Origin of the sequence: Paenibacillus sp. FSL R5-0912, assembly GCF_000758605.1 — a bacterium.
GTDB lineage: Bacteria > Bacillota > Bacilli > Paenibacillales > Paenibacillaceae > Paenibacillus_AQ.
Map to the genome: position 1 here is coordinate 738,266 of NZ_CP009282.1, position 22,085 is coordinate 760,350.

Sequence of the window (22,085 nt, forward strand, 5' to 3'; positions counted from 1 at the left end):
CTATTTAATGAGGCACAGATGCTTAAAAAGTCAGTTTTATTGCGGGGGATCTCGTAGAAACTTATAGGAGGAACTAAGGTGAAAGCCAGATACAGTGTGATTGTCCCCATGTTCAATGAGGAGGAAGTCATTCAGGTAACCTATGAGCGGCTCAAAAAAGTAATGGATGGTTGCGGCGATTCCTATGAACTGGTTTTCGTCAATGACGGCAGCCGGGACCGTACGGCGGAGATCATGCGCGAGATCAGCAGCCGGGATGAGCATGTCAAGCTGATCGACTTCTCCCGTAATTTCGGCCACCAGGTGGCGATTACGGCTGGTATGGATTATGCCGAAGGCCAGGCAGTCGTGGTGATTGACGCAGACCTCCAAGATCCTCCTGAGGTTATTCTGCAGATGATTGCGAAGTGGAAAGAGGGCTACGAAGTTGTGTATGCCAAGCGGTTGAAGCGTCACGGGGAGACTTTATTCAAGAAAGTCACCGCTAAGATCTTTTACCGCCTGCTCAGCAGTATGACCAGTGTTGAAATCCCTACCGATACCGGGGACTTCCGGCTGATCGACCGTAAAGTCTGTGATGTGCTGCGCGGTCTGAAGGAGAAGAACCGGTACGTCCGGGGTCTGGTGAGCTGGGTAGGCTTCCGGCAGACCATGGTAGAATATGTGCGGGAGGAGCGCTTTGCCGGGGAAACGAAGTATCCGCTCAAGAAAATGATCCGGTTTGCGCTCGACGGCATCACCTCCTTTTCCCACAAACCGCTCAAAATCGCATCCTATATCGGATTCTTTCTGTCCTTTTCCAGCTTCATCTATCTGTTCCTGGTATTGTTCCAAAAAATCTTTACCTCCTGGACCGTACCCGGATGGGCATCTATAGTTGGCGTGAACCTGCTCTTCAATGGGATTGTGCTGATGCTGCTGGGGGTAATTGGAGAGTATATCGGACGGATCTATGATGAGTCGAAGGACAGACCGCTCTATATTGTGCGTGAGACCAAAGGCTATCCGGATGCGGAAATAGAAGACACGCGGAAGGAAAGCGATTATGCCAGATAAGAGATGGAGTGCGGGGTTCATCCAGTTCCTGAAATTCAATGCGGTAGGCCTGCTGAATACATTGGTTGACTTTGCTGTATTCACACTGCTGCATTCCCTTGGGATGATCAATACCCCTGCGCAGATTATTTCCTATAGCGCCGGTACGGCCAACAGCTTCTTCTGGAACAAAAAGGTAACCTTCCGTGACAGGGACATCGGCAATAAAGAGGGCTTCGACCGGATGCAGCTGGTCAGGTTTATCGTGCTGAACCTGTTGGTGCTGGTTATATCGGTGCTGCTGATTCATATATTGACCGATTCTCTCGGTATTCAAGTGCTGATCGCCAAAGTGCTGGTCACATTTGTTACGGTAATCATTAATTTCTTCGGAAGCCGGAAGTGGGTATTCTGAAAATATATGAATTTATATGCTTGCTGCTATAAATTACCTTCTATTTCTCGCTGAAACGGTACCGTCCTTAAAAAGGACGGTAAAGTCGTTTCTACTTGTTATATAGAAGCATTGCTTCTTAATTATTCCGGAAGGGTATCATCTATTCTATATTACGGAGGCGATTGTCATGCGGAAATTATCCTATTTGATTATACTTGCCGGGGTGCTAATTATGCTCTATCCCAAAGGAAGCGAATGGTACAATGACCGTCAGCAGCAAAAGCTGCTGGAAGAGGCTGAACAGGCCTACAGTGAAATCGTTCCGTCTGCCTCAGCTCCGGCCAGTGCTGATCTAAGTAAGCCTTACGCGGAAGTAACCCAGCTGCTGGCAGATGAGTCGGCTGCGGAAGAGCCTGAACCCTCTGCAGCGCCTGAGATTGAAGTCGGAGGCAAGGTGATGGCGATTATCAAAATCGACAAAATAGATCTGAAGCTGCCTGTACTGGAAGGCGCCACCAAGGCGAATATGAAGCATGCAGCTGCGCATATGAAGGAGACGGCTCCGCTCGGCGCTACTGGCAATGCTGCGATTGCAGCGCATAGATCAAGAACTACGGGAAGGCTGTTCAATAGATTGAATGAAGTCGGAGTGGGGGACGCTATTTCCGTTACAACCGGTAAGCAGGAATACAATTATGTAGTTTATGATGTAACTATTGTGGAACCGACCGATGTATCCGTATTGAAAGGGAATGAGGATGACAAGATTCTTACACTCATTACTTGTGATCCGCTGGTGAATCCAACGCATAGACTTATCATTCACGCAAAGTTATCCTGATGTTTGTAGAATGATGACGGAAAAATTTAAAATACTTAAAATTTTTATTTGTTTTCGCAGAAATCTAGTGATTTAGGTCTTGATAATAGAAATAGATATGGTAAGATATAACTATATAAAGCTAATACACGATAAACGGCAAACCTATCGAAAGGTAGGGACGCAAAGCTAAAGGGCCTTCCCGTAAGGATGGCAGCCAGCTACCGAATGAAGAGGCTTTTTTTGTTTGTTCTTATTGTATATCTAGCATTTTATGGTAGAAGCAAGGACAGATAAAGCTTATACGATAACGGCAAACCTATCGAAAGGTAGGGACGCAAAGCTAAAGGGCCTTCCCGTAAGGATGGCAGCCAGCTACCGAAAGGGGTTTTATCCAATGAAGAAGTTCTATCTAATGTTGGTTACACTATTCGTAGTGGTTACGTCGATGCAGACAGGTACAGCTCAAGCTGCTAATGCAGATGCAGGCTGGTTGAACATAGGTCAACTGGATCAGGGTGTTATCGGAGTATCTTATAATGTTCCTAAGGATAAGAAGATTAAGCTGATGATCACCAAAGACAATAACAGCTACACTTACAACTTGTACACCTCCAAACCAACTGAAACATTCCCGCTGCAACAAGGTAACGGTTCATACAAGGTTTCCGTACTTGAGAACACTACCGGCAACAAATACAAAGTAATTTCTTCCGAGACGGTAGATCTTAGCCTGAGCAACGCCAACGCAGTATATCTGAGCTCCGTACAGAATGTTAAATGGAGTTCTTCCGATAAAGCAGTTCTGAAAGCAGCACAACTTACACAAGGTTTGACATCAGATGAAGACAAAGTGAAGGCTATCTATAATTATATCGTTGCCAATGTGAAGTATGATTATTCCCTGGCTTCCAGTGTAACTACAGATTACATCCCTAACAACGACAGTACTCTTGTTTCCAAGAAAGGAATCTGCTACGACTACGCTTCCTTATTCGCTACTATGCTTCGCAGTGAAGGTATTCCTACCAAACTGGTTATGGGTAACACAAGCTATGTGACGTCTTACCACGCTTGGAATGAAGTGTTCCTTAATGGCAAATGGGTAACTATTGATACTACAGTTGATGCTGGACTTGCCAAGAACAGCAAAACAGCAGATCTGGTTAAAGTAGCAAGTAAATATACTGCAGCTAAGTTCTACTAAGAGCAGATGCATTTATAGTTTCATTGAGGATAACCCGCTTAATTATTAAGCGGGTTATTTTTATTTAGGAAAGGGTTGCTTTTTAGTAGAGAGATAGGGTATTATAAGTAAGCGTTGTTGGAGCGGCAAACTTAATGAGAAATGACTTAAATAAGTGATTTCAAAATAAAGCTTGCATTACTCGGATGAACGTGATATATTATAAGAGTTGCTGGTGACGCGGTAGTCGTCGTTGACAACAAGCTTGATCTTTGAAAACTGAACAACGAGTGAGTGGGAGATCGCTTCGGCGAGATCCAAAAATGATGAGTTTCACAGCGTCTTGTACGCTTTAGAAACTTCATCGTGAGAATGAAAATTCTCGTCAGATGTTTCAAAATGAGCAATCGCTCTTTCTAAAACCAATTTGGAGAGTTTGATCCTGGCTCAGGACGAACGCTGGCGGCATGCCTAATACATGCAAGTCGAGCGGAGTTCATTTGAAAGCTTGCTTTCAAATGAACTTAGCGGCGGACGGGTGAGTAACACGTAGGCAACCTGCCCTCAAGACTGGGATAACTATCGGAAACGGTAGCTAATACCGGATAATTTCTTTCCTCTCCTGAAGAGAGAATGAAAGGCGGAGCAATCTGCCACTTGGGGATGGGCCTGCGGCGCATTAGCTAGTTGGTGGGGTAACGGCTCACCAAGGCGACGATGCGTAGCCGACCTGAGAGGGTGAACGGCCACACTGGGACTGAGACACGGCCCAGACTCCTACGGGAGGCAGCAGTAGGGAATCTTCCGCAATGGGCGAAAGCCTGACGGAGCAATGCCGCGTGAGTGATGAAGGTTTTCGGATCGTAAAGCTCTGTTGCCAGGGAAGAACGTCCGGTAGAGTAACTGTTACCGGAGTGACGGTACCTGAGAAGAAAGCCCCGGCTAACTACGTGCCAGCAGCCGCGGTAATACGTAGGGGGCAAGCGTTGTCCGGAATTATTGGGCGTAAAGCGCGCGCAGGCGGTCATTTAAGTCTGGTGTTTAAACCTTGGGCTCAACCTGGGGTCGCACTGGAAACTGGGTGACTTGAGTACAGAAGAGGAAAGTGGAATTCCACGTGTAGCGGTGAAATGCGTAGATATGTGGAGGAACACCAGTGGCGAAGGCGACTTTCTGGGCTGTAACTGACGCTGAGGCGCGAAAGCGTGGGGAGCAAACAGGATTAGATACCCTGGTAGTCCACGCCGTAAACGATGAGTGCTAGGTGTTAGGGGTTTCGATACCCTTGGTGCCGAAGTTAACACAGTAAGCACTCCGCCTGGGGAGTACGGTCGCAAGACTGAAACTCAAAGGAATTGACGGGGACCCGCACAAGCAGTGGAGTATGTGGTTTAATTCGAAGCAACGCGAAGAACCTTACCAGGTCTTGACATCCCGATGAAAGCATTAGAGATAGTGCCCCTCTTCGGAGCATCGGAGACAGGTGGTGCATGGTTGTCGTCAGCTCGTGTCGTGAGATGTTGGGTTAAGTCCCGCAACGAGCGCAACCCTTGACTTTAGTTGCCAGCAGGTAAGGCTGGGCACTCTAGAGTGACTGCCGGTGACAAACCGGAGGAAGGTGGGGATGACGTCAAATCATCATGCCCCTTATGACCTGGGCTACACACGTACTACAATGGCCGGTACAACGGGAAGCGAAACCGCGAGGTGGAGCCAATCCCAGCAAAGCCGGTCTCAGTTCGGATTGCAGGCTGCAACTCGCCTGCATGAAGTCGGAATTGCTAGTAATCGCGGATCAGCATGCCGCGGTGAATACGTTCCCGGGTCTTGTACACACCGCCCGTCACACCACGAGAGTTTACAACACCCGAAGTCGGTGGGGTAACCCGCAAGGGAGCCAGCCGCCGAAGGTGGGGTAGATGATTGGGGTGAAGTCGTAACAAGGTAGCCGTATCGGAAGGTGCGGCTGGATCACCTCCTTTCTATGGAGAATCGTTTCCTGCAACGGAAACATTCAAATCGGAAGCTAAAGCTTCCACAACGAACCTTAGGGTTCAAACACTCACTCGTTGGTCAGTTTTGAGAGTTTAAGCTCTCATCTTTAAACGGTCTGAATTTTCGAACATCACAGTCGTGATTGTCCCGAAATTTCAGCGCCTTGATCCTTGAAAACTGGATACCGAAACGAATTTGCGTTTTAGAACATCTTTTAGCTGAAACTTGTGTAAGCAAGTTGAAATAGTTATTAGTCATGCTGAGCGATGGTTTTGGATTATGAGCGACTTTTGGCTTTAAACAGACTAGCGGACGGATTCATCCGGAAGCGCTGTTTAAAACAAGATGAGCGAATGAGCCAATACCGGAGCGATTGGTTAAGCTAATAAGAGCACACGGAGGATGCCTAGGCGCCAGGAGCCGACGAAGGACGTGGCGAACAACGAAACTGCCTCGGGGAGCTGTAAGCAAGCTTTGATCCGGGGGTGTCCGAATGGGGAAACCCAGCTGTGGTAATTCGCAGTTACTCGTATCTGAATACATAGGATACGCAGAGGCAGACCAGGGGAACTGAAACATCTAAGTACCCTGAGGAAGAGAAAACAATAGTGATTCCGTCAGTAGCGGCGAGCGAACGCGGAACAGCCTAAACCAAGGGGCTTGCCCCTTGGGGTTGTGGGACGTCTCACATGGAGTTACAAAGGAATATGGTAGGTGAAGAGGTCTGGAAAGGCCCGCGATAGAGGTAAAAGCCCTGTAGCCTAAACTGTGTTCTCTCCGAGACGGATCCCGAGTAGTGCGGGGCACGTGAAACCCCGTATGAATCCAGCAGGACCATCTGCTAAGGCTAAATACTACCTGGCGACCGATAGTGAAACAGTACCGTGAGGGAAAGGTGAAAAGCACCCCGGAAGGGGAGTGAAATAGAACCTGAAACCGTGTGCTTACAAAAAGTCAGAGCCCTATTACTGGGTGATGGCGTGCCTTTTGTAGAATGAACCGGCGAGTTACGTTTAACATGCAAGGTTAAGTCGAGAAGACGGAGCCGCAGCGAAAGCGAGTCTGAATAGGGCGATTAAGTATGTGGACGTAGACCCGAAACCGTGTGATCTACCCCTGTCCAGGGTGAAGGTGCGGTAACACGCACTGGAGGCCCGAACCCACGCATGTTGAAAAATGCGGGGATGAGGTGGGGGTAGCGGAGAAATTCCAATCGAACTCGGAGATAGCTGGTTCTCCCCGAAATAGCTTTAGGGCTAGCCTCGGTGAATGGAGTGGTGGAGGTAGAGCACTGATTGGGTGCGGGGCCCGCAAGGGTTACCAAGCTCAGTCAAACTCCGAATGCCATTAACTTCTTGCCGGGAGTCAGACAGTGAGTGCTAAGATCCATTGTCAAAAGGGAAACAGCCCAGACCATCAGCTAAGGTCCCCAAGTGTGTGTTAAGTGGGAAAGGATGTGGAGTTGCACAGACAACCAGGATGTTGGCTTAGAAGCAGCCACCATTGAAAGAGTGCGTAATAGCTCACTGGTCGAGTGACTCTGCGCCGAAAATGTAACGGGGCTAAACACACCACCGAAGCTATGGCTAGATACTTTGTATCTGGGGTAGGGGAGCGTTGTATGTAGGTTGAAGGTGTACCGTAAGGAGCGCTGGACAGCATACAAGTGAGAATGCCGGTATGAGTAACGAAAAGATCAGTGAGAATCTGATCCGCCGAAAGCCCAAGGTTTCCTGAGGAAGGCTCGTCCGCTCAGGGTAAGTCGGGACCTAAGGCGAGGCCGAAAGGCGTAGTCGAAGGACAACAGTTTGAAATTACTGTACCACCGTAATCCGCTATGAGCGATGGGGTGACGCAGGAGGGTAGTGACGCGGACTGATGGATATGTCCGTCTAAGCAGTGAGGCTGATGTGTAGGCAAATCCGCACATCAATAAGGCTGGGCTGTGATGGGGAGCGAAAATTGTAGTAGCGAAGGTCATGATCTCACACTGCCAAGAAAAGCCTCTAGCCAGGAGAAGGTGCCCGTACCGCAAACCGACACAGGTAGGCGAGAAGAGAATTCTAAGGCGCGCGGAAGAACTCTCGTTAAGGAACTCGGCAAAATGACCTCGTAACTTCGGGAGAAGAGGTGCCTCGGTAGGGTGAATAGCCCGAGGGGGCCGCAGTGAAAAGGCCCAAGCGACTGTTTAGCAAAAACACAGGTCTGTGCGAAGCCGCAAGGCGAAGTATACGGGCTGACGCCTGCCCGGTGCTGGAAGGTTAAGGGGAGTGGTTAGGGGCAACCCGAAGCTGTGAACCGAAGCCCCAGTAAACGGCGGCCGTAACTATAACGGTCCTAAGGTAGCGAAATTCCTTGTCAGGTAAATTCTGACCCGCACGAATGGCGTAACGACTTGGGCGCTGTCTCAACGAGAGATCCGGTGAAATTTTAATACCTGTGAAGATGCAGGTTACCCGCGACAAGACGGAAAGACCCCATGGAGCTTTACTGCAGCTTGATATTGAATTTGGGTACGATCTGTACAGGATAGGTGGGAGCCGTTGAGGCAGGAGCGCAAGCTTCTGCGGAGGCGCCGTTGGGATACCACCCTGATCGTATCTAGGTTCTAACCTAGTACCCTAAGCGGGTACGGGGACCGTGTCAGGCGGGCAGTTTGACTGGGGCGGTCGCCTCCTAAAGAGTAACGGAGGCGTTCAAAGGTTCCCTCAGAATGGTTGGAAATCATTCGCAGAGTGCAAAGGCATAAGGGAGCTTGACTGCGAGACCTACAAGTCGAGCAGGGACGAAAGTCGGACTTAGTGATCCGGTGGTACCGCATGGAAGGGCCATCGCTCAACGGATAAAAGCTACCCTGGGGATAACAGGCTTATCTCCCCCAAGAGTCCACATCGACGGGGAGGTTTGGCACCTCGATGTCGGCTCATCGCATCCTGGGGCTGAAGTAGGTCCCAAGGGTTGGGCTGTTCGCCCATTAAAGCGGTACGCGAGCTGGGTTCAGAACGTCGTGAGACAGTTCGGTCCCTATCTGTCGTGGGCGCAGGAAATTTGAGAGGAGCTGTCCTTAGTACGAGAGGACCGGGATGGACGTACCGCTGGTGCATCAGTTGTTCCGCCAGGAGCATGGCTGAGTAGCTACGTACGGACGGGATAAGCGCTGAAAGCATCTAAGCGTGAAGCCCCCCTCAAGATGAGATTTCCCAACTAGTAAGACCCCTTGAAGACGACGAGGTAGATAGGTTGGAGGTGGAAGTGCAGCAATGCATGGAGCTGACCAATACTAATCGGTCGAGGGCTTATCCAAATTTCTTAGAGCGCAGATTCGTTTCGGATTCAGTTTTCAGGCGATCAAGCCTGTACGCCATGAAATTCATTCACACATCCGTGATGAACCGAATTTCAAGCGGCAGCGTCTGTTTCACAGACGCATGTTTGGTGGCGATAGCGGAGGGGTTCCACGCGTACCCATCCCGAACACGACCGTTAAGCCCTCCAGCGCCGATGGTACTTGGACCGAAGGGTCCTGGGAGAGTAGGACGCCGCCAAGCACATGAAGCCATTGTTGAGCAATCGACAATGGCTTTTTTGTGTCCTATAGAGAATAGTATTACAATTACTTAGGGCCCTATTTCTGGTGCTGCTTGTGAATTTTGTGCATAGCTTGTGTATAATTCGGCGGTAAATAGAAAGAAATGAAAACTTATACACATGTGGATATCGTGTTAGATAATGTGGATACACAGAGGGAATTGTGGATGGATGCGTAAAGGAGCGTAAAGTTATGGACAAGCACGGCAACCTTTTGTGGACAGAGGAATTTATGGTTCATGCAAGTGACACTGATTTTCGGTCAAGGGGCAAGCTCTCCTTTCTTCTTGATATTATGCAGCGTGCTGCGGATTCGGCTGTAAGCAGTCTGGGTTTAAGTATTGATACAATGCTTAATGCAAGAATGGGCTGGATGGTTATCACACTCGATCTAGAACTTCGACATTTACCGTCGCCTAACGAGCTTCTTAATGTGCGTACCTGGAGTAAAGGAAACAAAGGAGCGCTCTGGCAGCGGGATTATCGGATTTTTGATAGTAATGCTGTAGAATTGGCAGCGGCACGCTCGATCTGGGCGCTTGTGGATATGGATAAGCGGAAGATCCTTCGACCTTCAGCCCTTCCCATTGCTGTAGAGCCTTATCTGGAGGATTCGGTAGGAAGTCTCCCGGACAAAGTAATGATTCCCGCTGATCTTTCTCTGCAGGAAGCCTATTGCTATCAAGTAAGATATAGCGGGCTCGATAACAACGGGCATCTGAACAATGCAAGGTATGTAGATTTATGCTGCGATGCGCTGACCTTGGAGGAATGGGGGGAACTGGAGCTCAGCGGTCTTCACATAACCTATGCGCAGGAAGCCCAGTATGGGGAGGAAATTAGTATTTTACGGTCCTCCCGGACTGAAGAAGGAGTATATGTACGCGGGCAAGGCGGGGACAAGGTGTTTTTTGAAGCTTGTCTTAGACTGGCGCGATAGTCCTTTAACAACTAAAGTATTATAAATAGCATTAACTAACGGTAGCTACCCGGTGTTCAAAGGACTGCCGTTTTTTCGTATATAAAGCTAATTCCCGGGATGTCACAAATCCGCACCTGGCATTCGTTATATAGAGGTAAGAGGTAAACGGAGGTGATTCTTTTGGAGCAAGGCAATCCTGGGGGCCAAGTGAATCCAAATCGAATTGAAGAAGCGATTGATAAGGTACGTGCAGGTGAAAAGCATGCTTTTACTTCAGTGATAACTGCATATGAACGGCAAATATATACGTATTGCTATTATATTTTGAGGAGCCGTGAAGAAGCAGAGGATGCTGTACAGGATATATTTGTGAAGGTGTATCAGGAGCTTGGGCGTTATGAGAAGCGTGTCTCTTTTTCAGCTTGGTTATATAAGGTAGCTTATCATCATTGCCTGGACCAGCTTCGCAGGAATAAGCGCCGCAACCGGTTAATGTCACTATATAAATTGCAGCTGGTACGGGAAGCTCCTGAGTCTCCAGATGATTCACCTGTGGACAAAATGTTCGGAGACCTAACTTCGGAGGAGCGCAGTTTGTTGATCCTGCGTGTCATCGAACAATACAGCTTCGAAGAAATTGCGCAAATTACCGGGAGGAGTTCAGCGGCGCTCCGCAAGAAGTATGAAAGGCTCCGGAGAAAACTGATCTTGCAAAAAGCGAACGAAGGAGGCTGCACTCGTGGAGAAGTGGCAGAATCAAACTGAGAAGCAAACGGTGGATTACATTCGCAGCAGCATCGGAAAGATTCAACTCCCTGTAGACACCTATAATGAGCAAATTATGAACCGTATTGAGCATATGGAGATAAAAAGAGGCAGTAAATTGTTTAAAAAGACGTTAGCAGCCGCATGTGTGGCCGTAATGATCGGGTTAGGTACAGTAACAGCAGGATTCATCTCCCCTGTATGGGCCGATACATTGAGTCAATTCCCCGTATTTAGCAGTATATTCAAGCACATGGAGGACCCTGGTTTGAAATTGGCGGCGGAGAAGGGCCTGACTACTTCACCTAACATGAGCGTTACAAAGGATGGAGTTACTTTAAGTGTTACAGAAGTATTTTATGACGGTGCCCGGTTAGCCATTGGATTTGAGAGAGCGGGAATCATGGATGAACGGGTTCTGGCGGAGATTACTGATTTTAAAACCCATGACTTTGATCAATCGACCAAAGGGCTACTGGGGCTGCCTGTAGTTACTCAGGTGTCCGGTGAGCCCATTAACTTCGGCTCCTCTTCTACAGGTGACGTACATGGACAACCGCATACCCTGCTATTAGAGCTGAATAATCTGCGGAACACTGCAGCCTTAGGAGACGAATTCAAGGTGGATATCCAGGTGCCTGTTGCTCAGATCGCAGAGCCGTTTGAGTTCCAGGTAACGGTGAAAAAAGTAACGGAGGGGGTCATTAATCTTACTCCAGGTCAGGGGGCAAGCAAAGGCTCCTTCCAGTACACAGTGAAGAGTCTGGACATTACGCCTGCTACCCTAAGATTGATCGTAACCAGTGAAGGGGAAGTGCCTGCCTCGGCGGAGCAGACAGGAGAATATGCGCCTACCGAAGTATTCTATGAGCTTGTGGATGATGTCGGCAATGTGATCAATCCCCGGCAAATGGGATATGGGATGGGTAAAGCACTTCGCCATCCTATTCTGGATAATATATACGATGTCTTCCCGCAAAAACCAAAGACGGTTACGGTTAGACCGTATACTTGTACTTTTGATAGTGAATTGAATCTCTTGCTGGATGGTAATGGTGAGAGGTTAAAAACTTATTATAAAGAACTTGAGACCACAATAGTGATTCCTTAAATCAGAGAATTAGTTATGCGTAAAATGAACTGGATTCTTGTCCGCGTCTGCTCTGCAGAGGCGGACTTGTTTGTATTCAAAGCAAAGTTAACGGAATGTAGATCTCACTTACTGAATCCGGATTATCCGGGCCAAGATAGCCTGCACCATAATATTCAAATTCATAAGTGAGGTTTAGGCGATAATCGGTTCCGGGCAGAAATACGCCATATATATATTTGTATGTAGCCGAGACTTCTGCTGAGGGACCTTTATGCAGAAACTTGAGATAACGCGCTGGTGGCAGGATGTGAACGGGAAGATCACTATCTGCTTGTCCTCTGTTTGCCCGAAGTGTAGTGCCGGATGGTAAAGGCGGTGATGCGTTCAACTCACAGCCACAGAGAAAAGAGATGCCGCTATCCTCATAATTATCCGGCCAATAGCCAAGCTGATAATACCGCTCTGGAAGCTTACGGCAGGGAATGGAAGAAATACCGCTAAATAGCTTTTCCCAAGCGGCACCTATAATAGAAGGATCGTTGTTAACTGTAATAAACGGTCCCTGAAGTCTGATTTCCCCGAGCTCAATGATTTCCGGAGATCCGGTGTTGTGGACGGTCCAGTGCGGCAGATCCATTCCCCGTATAGGATGCAGCAGCAGAGGGATATCCGGATTTGATTTTTGGCGGATACGGGTGGGGGTGGTATGGAGCAATCTTTTGAAGGCACGGGTGAAGGTCTCATAATCGTTAAAGGAATAATCCAGGGAAATATCCTGGAAGCTGCGGTCAGGCGTTCTCAGAATCTCACGGGCAGCCTCGGAAATTCGACGTCTTGCGATGTAGTCGCCGGGTGTTAGCCCGGTAACCCCCTGGAACAGCCGGATAAAATGATACAACGAATAACCGCTCACTCTGGAGAGGTTCAGGACAGACAATGGTTGCTTCAGATTGGATTCAATGTACTCAATCGCTTGCAGAATAAGCTTGCAGTTAGTCATGAGCTCTCTCCTCGTACTAGTTTTACTCTAGAGCCCACTCTCCCCAAGAGGACGCCCATTCAGGGACTCTGACATGACGGACACGGTCGGTAGCAGGAAAATAGGCTTTGATATCGAGCACAGGCGTTCCTGGATAGGCATCCAGTCCGGTAACCTCAACCATTCCCTGTCCAACATCAACGGACACAATTTCGGCCACAGAAAGGCCAATGGGATTAGGGCGTACGGGAGAACGTGTGGCAAATACACCCGTTACCGGAGCCTCATATGGAGGCTCAATCTGCGTAGTACGCCGGAAGGCATCGTCTGCAAATTCATGAATCCACCAGAGAATCTGGCAGTGGCTGAAATCAGCCAGCCCCTTCAAGGCAGGTCTGTATTGAGGTTTAATCTCGAGACGCAGGTTGTGCTGTGATCCGGATACGGATACTACACCTACTGATATAACATTATACGGTTCTGATGTGAGCATTGGCTGTGACTCCTTTCGGCTGGGGAATAATTCTAGTTTAGCTGAAATGAAATGAAATCAGCCTGATGATATTTGCGGTCTTTTATCCCGTGGTATAATAGGTTGTTGATATGGAGGGGAGAGAATTATGAAGGTACTGGTACTGGCGGAGAAGCCATCGGTTGCCCGGGAGATTGCCCGGGTGCTGGGCTGCGGAAATAAGCAAAAGAGCTATATGGAGGGGCCGAAATATGTGGTTACCTGGGCTCTGGGGCATCTGGTTGGCCTGGCTGAGCCTGAGGACTATAACAATAAATATGCTACCTGGGCATTGGAGGATTTGCCGATTCTTCCGGAGAAGGCCAAGCTGAAGGTGCTGCGGGAGACCAGCCAGCAATACAAAGCGGTACAGCAGCTGATGAAACGGCAGGATATTGAGGAGCTGATCGTTGCGACGGATGCTGCGCGTGAGGGAGAGCTGCTGGCACGCTGGATCATGAATATGGCTGGGTGGAAGAAGCCATTCAAGCGGCTATGGATTTCCTCGCAGACGGATAAGGCGATTAAGGAAGGCTTCGCCGCGCTTCGTCCAGGCAAGGACTTCGACCGGTTGTATGAGTCTGCCCGCTGCCGTGCAGAGGCGGATTGGATGATCGGGCTGAACATTACGCGCGCCTTAACCTGTAAGTTCGGTGCGCCGCTCTCGGCAGGACGTGTACAGACACCAACGCTTGGCATGATTATGGACCGGGAGAATGAAATCACGGGCTTCCGTTCCCAGGAATACGATCAGCTGACTGCCGATTTCGGCAATTTCCAGGCGGGATGGCGTGCGCAGGGCGGGGACGGCCGGATTTTTGACAGAGACAAGACGGGTATTCTGAAGGAGAAGCTGACTGGCCGCAGCGGACGGATCACTAAGGTGCACAAAAGCGAGAAAAGCGAACCCCATCCGCTGGCCTATGACCTGACGGAGCTGCAGCGGGATGCAAACCGTAAATTTGGCTTCTCGGCCAAACAAACCTCAAGCCTGCTGCAAAAGCTGTATGAACAGCATAAGCTGGTTACTTATCCGCGTACGGACAGCCGCTACCTGACTGCCGATATGACGGGTACGCTAAAGGAAAGATTGGACAGCGTAGCAGTCGGACCGTATGCGGCCCTCGCTAGACCGCTACTGCGCAAACCGCTGCCGGTTACGAAACGGATTGTTGACGACAGTAAGGTCAGTGACCATCACGCAATTATTCCAACAGAGCAGACGGTATTGCTTAATCTATTAAGTGCGGAAGAACGGAAGCTGTATGATCTGATTGTACGGCGGTTCATCAGCCTGTTCTATCCTCCGGCACGTTATGATGCAGTGGCTGTGACGGTGAGCGTGGAGGGAGAAACGTTCCAGGTTAAAGGCACTACGGTTAAGGACGCGGGCTGGCGCGAAGTCTATGGCGGGGATATGAGTTCGGATGAGGAGGATGAGAATGCGGGCGACGAGCCTGCAGCGGGCAGTGTGAAGCTGCCGGAGCTGCGGGAGGGCGACAGCGTAAAAATTGAGCGCTGCATCATCAAGCCCGGCCGGACGCAGCCGCCTAAGCGTTATAATGAAGCTTCGCTGCTGACGCAGATGGAGAAGTACGGGCTGGGAACACCGGCAACCCGTGCCGATATTATCGAGAAGCTGGTCAGCTCGGATACGATTGAGCGGCAGGGTAATCTGCTGCATCCGACGGGCAAAGGGAAACAGCTGATCGGACTGGTCTCCGGACAGCTGCGCACGCCGGAGCTGACGGCACGCTGGGAAGCGGAGCTGGAGAAAATCGCGCGCGGGCAAGGTCGTCCGGAGCCTTTTCTGCAGAGCATCCGCAGTATGGCCCAGGAGCTGGTGTCCGGGGTCAAGAATAGCGGGGCGGAATACAAGCCGCATAATGTCTCTAACAGCCATTGTCCGGAATGCGGGACAAGAATGCTGGAGAAGAAGACCAAACGCGGCAAGCTGCTGGTCTGCCCCAAAGAGGACTGCGGCTATACCCGCGCAGGGGAGAAGCAGCTGTCAAACCGCCGCTGTCCGCAGTGCCATAAGAAGATGGAGCTTAAGGAAGGCAAGGCAGGGATGTATGTGCAATGCCTCGGCTGCGGGATTACGGAGACGATGGATAAGGACCACAAGCATATTAACAAACGTGAACAGCAGAAGCTGGTCCAGCAGTACAGCAAGCCGGAAAGCGCCGGCGGCTCTAACCTTGGTGAATTGCTGAAGGCAGCGATGGAAGCCAAGCAGAAGGGGAAATAAGATAGCCTACTGTGTATAGGCAAAAGTGCATTAAATGAAGTGAGCGACTTAAATGAAGTGAGCAACAAACGATGAGCCAAGATACAAACGAAGATACAAACGAAGATAGAAGCCAAGATACAAATAAAGATACAAGCCAAGGCAAGCGTAAGACTAGTTAACGTAAGAGCAGCATGTTTATTCTAAGCTCTGTTATATAGAAGTTAGTTTTCCTTCCAGAGAGGGAAGGCTTCGAGAACAACAAGACTGCCGGAGCATCCGGTAGTTTTGTTGTGTTTATGGAAAAGCGGATACGGCTGGTGTGAAACTGCAGATTAATGCGTAATGTACTTTACGGGGGCTGTCCAAGGGGCGGCAGATATGTTTTACTTAGGAGATTGAGGCTGGAGAGGACTGTTAGGATTCCGGCAAATATAGTGGAGCGGGTGATGAAGTGGCGGCGGCTAAGCAACAAGAGGATCAAATTCAATCGGTACAAGTCTCGGGCAGCCGGGGAGGCAGCCGGTTTTTCTTTCTAGTGATTGTCTTTATGTTCTGGTTCTCTTCTTATATCTATGTGCCTGTGCTGTCTCCGTATGTGGAGCATCTAGGAGCTTCATATATCATGGTTGGAGCGGTGCTGGGCGTATACGGCCTGATGCAGATCTTGTTCCGTCTGCCGATTGGCATCGGTTCGGATTATCTTAACCGGAGGCGGCCGTTTATTTATCTGGGACTGATCGCAAGCGGCTTGAGCTGTCTGCTGTTCCTGGCTGGTGCACATCCGGGCTGGGCGCTGGCTGCACGTGCCGTCTCAGGGATTGCGGCCTCCGCTTGGGTCGTGTACTCGGTGATGTTCGCGGGGTATTTTCCGAAAGAAGAGGCTGGTAAAGCCATGGGCATGCTGCAGTTCACAACGGTTATTGCCCAATTGACCAGTATGATGATCAGCGGCTATATGGTCGATCACTGGGGCTGGAACACTCCGTTTATTATCGGCGGGATTGTGGCGGCGGCTGCGCTGCTGCTTGCACTACGTCTGCCTGAACAGAAGCAGGAGAAGCGGAATGCGATTCAGATTAAAGATCTTGCCGGAGTAGTCCGGGAACCGCTGCTGGTCAAGGTCTCGCTTTTGTCCGTGCTGGCACATTGTGTACTGTTCATTACGATGTTCGGCTATACGCCGAATCAGGCGCTGGATATCGGTGCGAGCAAAGAGAGTCTTGGCTGGCTGACGCTGGCTTTCATGCTGCCGCATGCGATTGCCACATTGTACGGCTCACGTCTGTTCGGCAAATGGCTTGGGGACCGGGGAACGTTAATGCTGGGTTTTGCCGGGAGTGCGGTATTCACGCTGCTGATTCCCTCTATGCCTACTCTGGCCGCTCTCTGTGCAACGCAGGTTGGGAACGGCTTCATGCAGGGGCTTATTTTCCCGCTGCTGCTGGGTAAATCGGTGTCGGGAGTCGCTCCATTCAAGCGGGCAACGGCTATGGGCTTCTATCAGGCAGTGTATGCTATAGGCATGTCCGGGGGGCCTTTTGTAGCGGGCTGGATGAGTGCGGCGTATGGACTGACCGGAGGGTTCTGGCTTGGCGGAATTGCAGCGCTGCTTGCTGCAGTGTTGTCCTGGGTCTGGATCAGAGAGGCCGGGGAACCGGGCACAGGGAGCAGACAAGAGCGGCGGATACTTGGCAGGCAGGGTTAGGTTTATTGTAATAGAAGGGGTCCCCGCAAAGTACCTGAGTGATCACCTGCGCCAAAACCTCACTTTGTGGGGGAACTTATTGGTTTTTTGCCCGAAAGGGTAATATAATAGAGAGTAGATAGGATGCAAGGAGGAGGGGCCGGAAGGATGGTCAAGGTTGTATTGCTGTGGTTCGCACTGATCAATATTATCGGGTATGTAGTGATGTCGGAAGACAAGAACAAGGCCCGCAAAAGACGGGATCGGGTGCCGGAGAAAACACTGTTTCTGCTCGCGTTCATGGGCGGCGCGCTGGGTGTGCTGATTGCCATGTACCGCAAGCGCCACAAGACGAGGCATACTTCCTTCAGGATCGGAATTCCGCTGCTGCTGCTGCTGAATATCCTGCTGTATGGATATTTTTTGAGTTAAGTTTCTTGTAGTTTGGCTAAGGCTGTACACAATAGAAAGAGGTGGCGTATATGTTATTCTCTAAAATTTTGCTAGCCTATGACGGTTCGAAGGCTTCCAATCAGGCACTCGAGCGTGCGATTGAACTGGCTAAGGTAACTCCAGGGTCCTCCCTGTACGTCGTACACGCATTTGAATTCCCGCGGTTCTTCATCGGGGAAGCACTCGCGCCTCTGCCGGCTTCAGTGAATAAGGACTACTATGACCTCGCCGTACAGACTACCGAAGAAGTGAAAAGCCGGCTGGAAGCCGAAGGCCTGAACGCTACTGTAGAATTGCTGCAGGGATCGCCTGCCGAAGTGATTCTGAGTTATGCCAAAGAGCACACGGTGGATGTCATCGTTATCGGCAGCCGCGGGCTTGGCGGAATCCGGGAGTTCGTTCTGGGCAGCGTCAGCCACAATGTAGTGCAAAGTGCCCGCATTCCGGTGCTGGTTGTTAAATAATAGAGATACTTGCAGAGGAGCGCTTAGGCGTTCCCCTTTTTTTCTGTGGAGATGGCCGGAATAGGCAGAATAAGAAAATTAAATGTGCCCAAAAGCGAACATTTGGGAGACATGATATGACAATGTTCGTGTTTAAGTTGACACGAAGTGTAGGGCATTGTTAAACTGAACCTATGAAGAGCTCGTATAAAACCGGGGATAAGGCCCGGAAGTTTCTACCCGGTAACCGTAAATTGCCGGACTACGAGGAAATAGGATAACTGAAACGGCCAGCCGCCGCCGCGTATACCGGGGGTGTGCTCTGCGCCGGCTCTCTTAAAGGCCGGGTATCTGCAGATGCCGGGGCAGTACTCTCCTAATTCCTTAGTAGTCCGGGTCCACCCGCAGCAAAATGCGTCTGGAATCCGGGCTATTTTTTTCGGATTTATGGGAAACTAGAGGGAAATGGGACACACTTAAATCCAAGGAATATCTATAACGGGAAACGGAAGGCTGGGTGAACAATGTCTGTGCAAGTAGGTGTCATTATGGGCAGCAAATCGGACTATGAAACTATGGAGCATGCATGTGCTGTGCTTGAGGAGCTGGGTGTGCCTTATGAGAAAAAGGTCATCTCTGCGCATCGCACACCGGATCTGATGTTCCGTTATGCCGAGGAAGCGGCGGAGCGCGGCTTGAAGGTGATTATCGCCGGAGCGGGCGGTGCGGCGCATCTGCCGGGTATGGTGGCAGCCAAAACGACGTTGCCGGTCATCGGTGTGCCTGTGCAGTCCAAGGCGTTGAACGGCCTGGACTCGCTGCTGTCGATTGTGCAGATGCCGGCTGGCATCCCGGTAGCCACGGTAGCCATTGGCCGTGCCGGAGCTACCAATGCAGGGCTGCTGGCTGCGCAGATCATCGGTGCATTCGAGCCGGAGGTGGCGAGAAAGGTGCAGCTGCGGCGCGAGGCAACCCAGCGCGAAGTGCTGGAAAGCAGCGAGACGCTATGAGGCCGGAGGAATCGACGGCCGGAGGCTCGGAGAGCGTGGCGCAGCAAAGAGCAGAGCGGGATCAAGCCGGAGCTGAGAGAATGGAGCGCCGGGATGAGGCAGCCGCTGGTGCTGTTGAAGCATCAGGGGCGGGAACGTCCCGGACGCTGCTGCCCGGCGCGACGATCGGCGTGCTCGGCGGCGGGCAGCTCGGGCGTATGATGGCGCTCTCCGGCAGCGCCATGGGGTACCGCTTCGTGGCGCTGGACCCCGCGCCGGATGCGCCCTGCGGGCAGGTTACGCCGCAGATTATTGCGGCGTACAACGACCGGGACGCGGCGCGTGAGCTGGCGCAGCGCGCGGACGTGATCACGTACGAGTTCGAGAACGTCGACGCGGGCGTAGCCGCGCTGCTGACGGAGGAATCGTACGTGCCGCAGGGCAGCGCGCTGCTGTATACGACGCAGCACCGGCTGCGCGAGAAGGCGGCGATCATCGCTGCGGGCGTGCCCGTTGCCCCGTACCGCAAGGTCGGCAGCCTGGCGGAGCTTGAGGCCGCGGCTGCCGACCTGGGCCTGCCCTGTGTGCTGAAGACAGCCACAGGGGGGTATGACGGCAAGGGACAAGCCGTCATCCGCCGGCCGGAAGAGCTTGCAGCAGCGTTCCGGCAGGTAGCGCCGGGAGCGGCGGCTCCAGCACCGCAAGCAAGCGGGGCAGCGGCTTCGCCCGACTCGCCGGGAGCGGCTGAAGCGGAAGACGCTGCCGAGGCCACGGCACACGCACCCGAGCTGGTGCTGGAGAAATTTATCGCCTTCAAATGCGAAATTTCGGTCATTGCCGCCCGGAGCCCAGCGGGTGAAGTTAAGAGCTTCCCGCCCGCAGAGAACATCCACGTGGACAATATCCTGCATCTCTCGATTGTGCCCGCAAGGGTGCCGGAGGAGATTCAGCGCCGGGCCTGCGAGCTGGCCGAGCAGATTGTCTCCGGCATGGATGCCGTCGGACTGCTGGCTGTGGAGATGTTCGTGACGGAGGACGGAGAGCTGTTCGTCAACGAGCTGGCTCCGCGCCCGCATAATTCCGGGCATTATACAATGGATGCCTGCGTAACCTCACAGTTCGAGCAGCATGTGCGGGCGATCTGCAATCTGCCGCTGGGTGACACTACGCTGCTTACGCCTGTAGTTATGGTGAATGTGCTCGGCCAGCATCTGGAGGGTGCCATTCAGGCGGCCTGCACTGCGGATGAAGGAACAAACCGGCTTGGGGTATCCCCTAAGCTTCATATATATGGCAAGACTGAGAGCAAGACTGGCCGCAAAATGGGCCATATCAACCTGCTCTGTAAGGACACCGGAGACGGCCTGTCCTGGGTAGAGCAAACTAACCTTTGGAGGAACTGACAAGCTATGATCGAACGTTACAGCAGACCTGAGATGCGGGCCATTTGGACCGAGGAAAATAAATTTAACGCGTGGCTGGAAGTTGAGATTTGCGCCTGTGAGGCTTGGGCCGAGCTGGGAGTGATCCCGCATGAGGATGCCGCGAAGCTGCGCAAGGACGCCAAATTCGACATCGCGCGGATCGACGAAATTGAACAGGAAACGCGTCATGATGTAATTGCTTTTACCCGTGCAGTATCCGAGAGCCTGGGTGCAGAACGCAAATGGGTGCATTACGGACTGACCTCCACGGACGTTGTCGATACGGCGCTTGGCTACCTGCTGCGTCAGGCCAACGAAATTCTGGAGCAGGATATCATCCGGTTCATTGAGATTCTTAAAGATAAGGCAGTAGCTTACAAGGATACCCCGATGATGGGCCGTACACACGGCGTACACGCTGAGCCAACGACTTTTGGACTCAAGATGGCGCTCTGGTATGAGGAAATGAAGCGTAATCTGGAGCGTTTCCGTCATGCGGCGAATGGCGTCCAATTCGGTAAAATCTCCGGGGCTGTCGGCACCTATGCCAACATAGACCCATTCGTTGAAGAATTTGTCTGCCGCAAGCTGGGCACCAGCCCGGCACCGATCTCCACACAGACGCTGCAGCGTGACCGTCACGCGGAGTACATGGCTGCGCTGGCACTGGTCGCCACTTCTCTGGACAAGTTCGCTACTGAAATCCGCGCTTTGCAGAAGAGTGAGATCCGCGAGGTGGAGGAAGCTTTTGCCAAAGGTCAAAAGGGATCATCCGCTATGCCACATAAGCGCAACCCGATCGGCAGCGAGAACATCTCCGGCCTGTCCCGCGTGATCCGCGGGCACATGGTTACAGCATACGAGAACGTGCCGCTGTGGCATGAACGCGATATCTCGCATTCCTCGGTAGAGCGGATCATTCTGCCGGATGCGACCATGCTGCTGAACTATATGCTGAACCGCTTCGGCAACATCGTGAAGAACCTGACTGTATTCCCGGACAACATGAAGCGCAACATGAACCGCACCTTCGGTGTTCCGTTCTCCGGCCGCATCCTGACGAAGCTGATCGACAAAGGCTTCAGCCGCGAGCAGGCATACGACACTGTACAGCCGCGTGCGATGCAGGCTTGGGAAGAACAAACACAGTTCCGTGACATCGTTGAAGCTACACCGGAAATCACTGCTGTGCTTAGTCCGGAAGAGATCGAGGATGCTTTCAATCCTTCTTGGCACCTCAAGCATGTGGATACCATTTTCCACAAGCTGGAGCTAATCTAAAAAAAAGGTGAGTCAGTGGTGAACTGATGAGCTGGAGAAGATACGGGCGGAGGGATGGGGAGTTGTTGTTCTGGAGCGATAAGCGACAGAATTGAAGCTGAGAGATTAGTTAATAAGGAACGGAGAGGAATTTTGGAACTGGAAGAAGCGTCAGCGTTCGCCTTTATGGTCAGATTTCTACCACAGCCTGTGGTTCAATCAGAGAAATATGACCATAACAGCGATCGGAAGTCCAAAATTTTTTGTAGTGGCCGATTAACTAGCCGTTCAGTTCAATTCTCCCGCGT

At 51.3% G+C, this 22,085-nt stretch carries 16 protein-coding genes, 3 rRNA genes and 3 riboswitches; of the genes, 17 read left to right on the forward strand and 2 right to left on the reverse strand.

The genetic code is table 11. The features are described from left to right. The first annotated feature begins 78 nt into the window (after window positions 1–78). From R50912_RS03225 to R50912_RS03270, 10 genes are all read left to right on the forward strand, one after another. Window positions 79–1,056: a glycosyltransferase family 2 protein gene (locus R50912_RS03225; RefSeq protein ID WP_081956361.1), complete on the forward strand. Its 978-nt coding sequence runs from the start codon at window positions 79–81 to the stop codon at window positions 1,054–1,056. Continuing rightward, entirely contained in the window at window positions 1,046–1,450 is a 405-nt protein-coding gene (locus tag R50912_RS03230; protein ID WP_042232404.1) for a GtrA family protein, read from the forward strand. The genes R50912_RS03225 and R50912_RS03230 overlap by 11 nt, the downstream gene beginning before the upstream one ends. Window positions 1,451–1,619: 169 nt before the next feature. Continuing rightward, window positions 1,620–2,273, forward strand: coding sequence for a class D sortase (locus R50912_RS03235; protein WP_042232406.1), 654 nt, complete (start codon window positions 1,620–1,622; stop codon window positions 2,271–2,273). Window positions 2,274–2,400: 127 nt separating this feature from the next. Continuing rightward, a riboswitch (cyclic di-GMP riboswitch) is annotated at window positions 2,401–2,481 on the forward strand. Window positions 2,482–2,554: 73 nt separating this feature from the next. Next, window positions 2,555–2,635, forward strand: a riboswitch (cyclic di-GMP riboswitch). Window positions 2,636–2,667: 32 nt separating this feature from the next. Further along, window positions 2,668–3,459 (forward strand): transglutaminase-like domain-containing protein, encoded by a 792-nt coding sequence (locus R50912_RS03240; RefSeq protein WP_231637763.1) that lies wholly within the window; start codon window positions 2,668–2,670, stop codon window positions 3,457–3,459. A gap of 403 nt (window positions 3,460–3,862) precedes the next feature. Then, window positions 3,863–5,420, forward strand: a 16S ribosomal RNA gene (locus R50912_RS03245). Window positions 5,421–5,808: 388 nt separating this feature from the next. Continuing rightward, window positions 5,809–8,737 (forward strand): 23S ribosomal RNA (locus R50912_RS03250). Window positions 8,738–8,864: 127 nt separating this feature from the next. Further along, a 5S ribosomal RNA gene (gene rrf / locus R50912_RS03255) occupies window positions 8,865–8,981 on the forward strand. The 16S, 23S and 5S rRNA genes sit together here, the layout of an rRNA operon. A 233-nt stretch (window positions 8,982–9,214) precedes the next feature. Then, a complete protein-coding gene (locus R50912_RS03260; RefSeq protein ID WP_042232410.1) occupies window positions 9,215–9,961 on the forward strand; it encodes an acyl-[acyl-carrier-protein] thioesterase in 747 nt (248 codons plus the stop codon). Window positions 9,962–10,114: 153 nt separating this feature from the next. After that, on the forward strand, window positions 10,115–10,708 hold the full coding sequence (locus tag R50912_RS03265) for an RNA polymerase sigma factor (RefSeq protein WP_231637764.1): 594 nt from the start codon (window positions 10,115–10,117) through the stop codon (window positions 10,706–10,708). After that, entirely contained in the window at window positions 10,683–11,819 is a 1,137-nt protein-coding gene (locus tag R50912_RS03270; protein WP_042232414.1) for a DUF4179 domain-containing protein, read from the forward strand. The genes R50912_RS03265 and R50912_RS03270 overlap by 26 nt, the downstream gene beginning before the upstream one ends. Window positions 11,820–11,895: 76 nt before the next feature. Here R50912_RS03270 and R50912_RS03275 read toward each other — a convergent pair whose 3' ends face one another. Together R50912_RS03275 and tsaA are read right to left on the reverse strand one after the other, a co-directional pair. Further along, window positions 11,896–12,801 carry an AraC family transcriptional regulator gene (locus R50912_RS03275; RefSeq protein ID WP_042232417.1) on the reverse strand — a complete coding sequence of 302 codons (906 nt, stop codon included), beginning with the start codon at window positions 12,799–12,801 and terminating at the stop codon, window positions 11,896–11,898. 22 nt (window positions 12,802–12,823) lie between these two features. Continuing rightward, window positions 12,824–13,273 carry a tRNA (N6-threonylcarbamoyladenosine(37)-N6)-methyltransferase TrmO gene (tsaA, locus tag R50912_RS03280; protein ID WP_042232419.1) on the reverse strand — a complete coding sequence of 150 codons (450 nt, stop codon included), beginning with the start codon at window positions 13,271–13,273 and terminating at the stop codon, window positions 12,824–12,826. 127 nt (window positions 13,274–13,400) lie between these two features. Here tsaA and R50912_RS03285 point away from each other — a divergent pair, with 127 nt between their 5' ends. From R50912_RS03285 to purB, 7 genes are all read left to right on the forward strand, one after another. Then, entirely contained in the window at window positions 13,401–15,542 is a 2,142-nt protein-coding gene (locus tag R50912_RS03285) for a DNA topoisomerase III (RefSeq protein ID WP_042232421.1), read from the forward strand. 433 nt (window positions 15,543–15,975) lie between these two features. Next, window positions 15,976–17,229 carry an MFS transporter gene (locus R50912_RS03290; RefSeq protein WP_052415950.1) on the forward strand — a complete coding sequence of 418 codons (1,254 nt, stop codon included), beginning with the start codon at window positions 15,976–15,978 and terminating at the stop codon, window positions 17,227–17,229. 147 nt (window positions 17,230–17,376) lie between these two features. Beyond that, entirely contained in the window at window positions 17,377–17,640 is a 264-nt protein-coding gene (locus R50912_RS03295; protein WP_039310312.1) for a DUF1294 domain-containing protein, read from the forward strand. Between the two features lie 50 nt (window positions 17,641–17,690). Then, window positions 17,691–18,125 carry a universal stress protein gene (locus tag R50912_RS03300; protein ID WP_042232422.1) on the forward strand — a complete coding sequence of 145 codons (435 nt, stop codon included), beginning with the start codon at window positions 17,691–17,693 and terminating at the stop codon, window positions 18,123–18,125. A 162-nt stretch (window positions 18,126–18,287) separates the two neighbouring features. Continuing rightward, a riboswitch (purine riboswitch) is annotated at window positions 18,288–18,389 on the forward strand. Window positions 18,390–18,628: 239 nt separating this feature from the next. Next, a complete protein-coding gene (gene purE / locus R50912_RS03305) occupies window positions 18,629–19,114 on the forward strand; it encodes a 5-(carboxyamino)imidazole ribonucleotide mutase (RefSeq protein WP_042232424.1) in 486 nt (161 codons plus the stop codon). Window positions 19,115–19,194: 80 nt separating this feature from the next. Continuing rightward, a complete protein-coding gene (locus tag R50912_RS03310) occupies window positions 19,195–20,496 on the forward strand; it encodes a 5-(carboxyamino)imidazole ribonucleotide synthase (protein ID WP_042241461.1) in 1,302 nt (433 codons plus the stop codon). A gap of 6 nt (window positions 20,497–20,502) precedes the next feature. Further along, on the forward strand, window positions 20,503–21,798 hold the full coding sequence (purB, locus tag R50912_RS03315) for an adenylosuccinate lyase (RefSeq protein ID WP_042232426.1): 1,296 nt from the start codon (window positions 20,503–20,505) through the stop codon (window positions 21,796–21,798). Window positions 21,799–22,085: the final 287 nt, after the last annotated feature.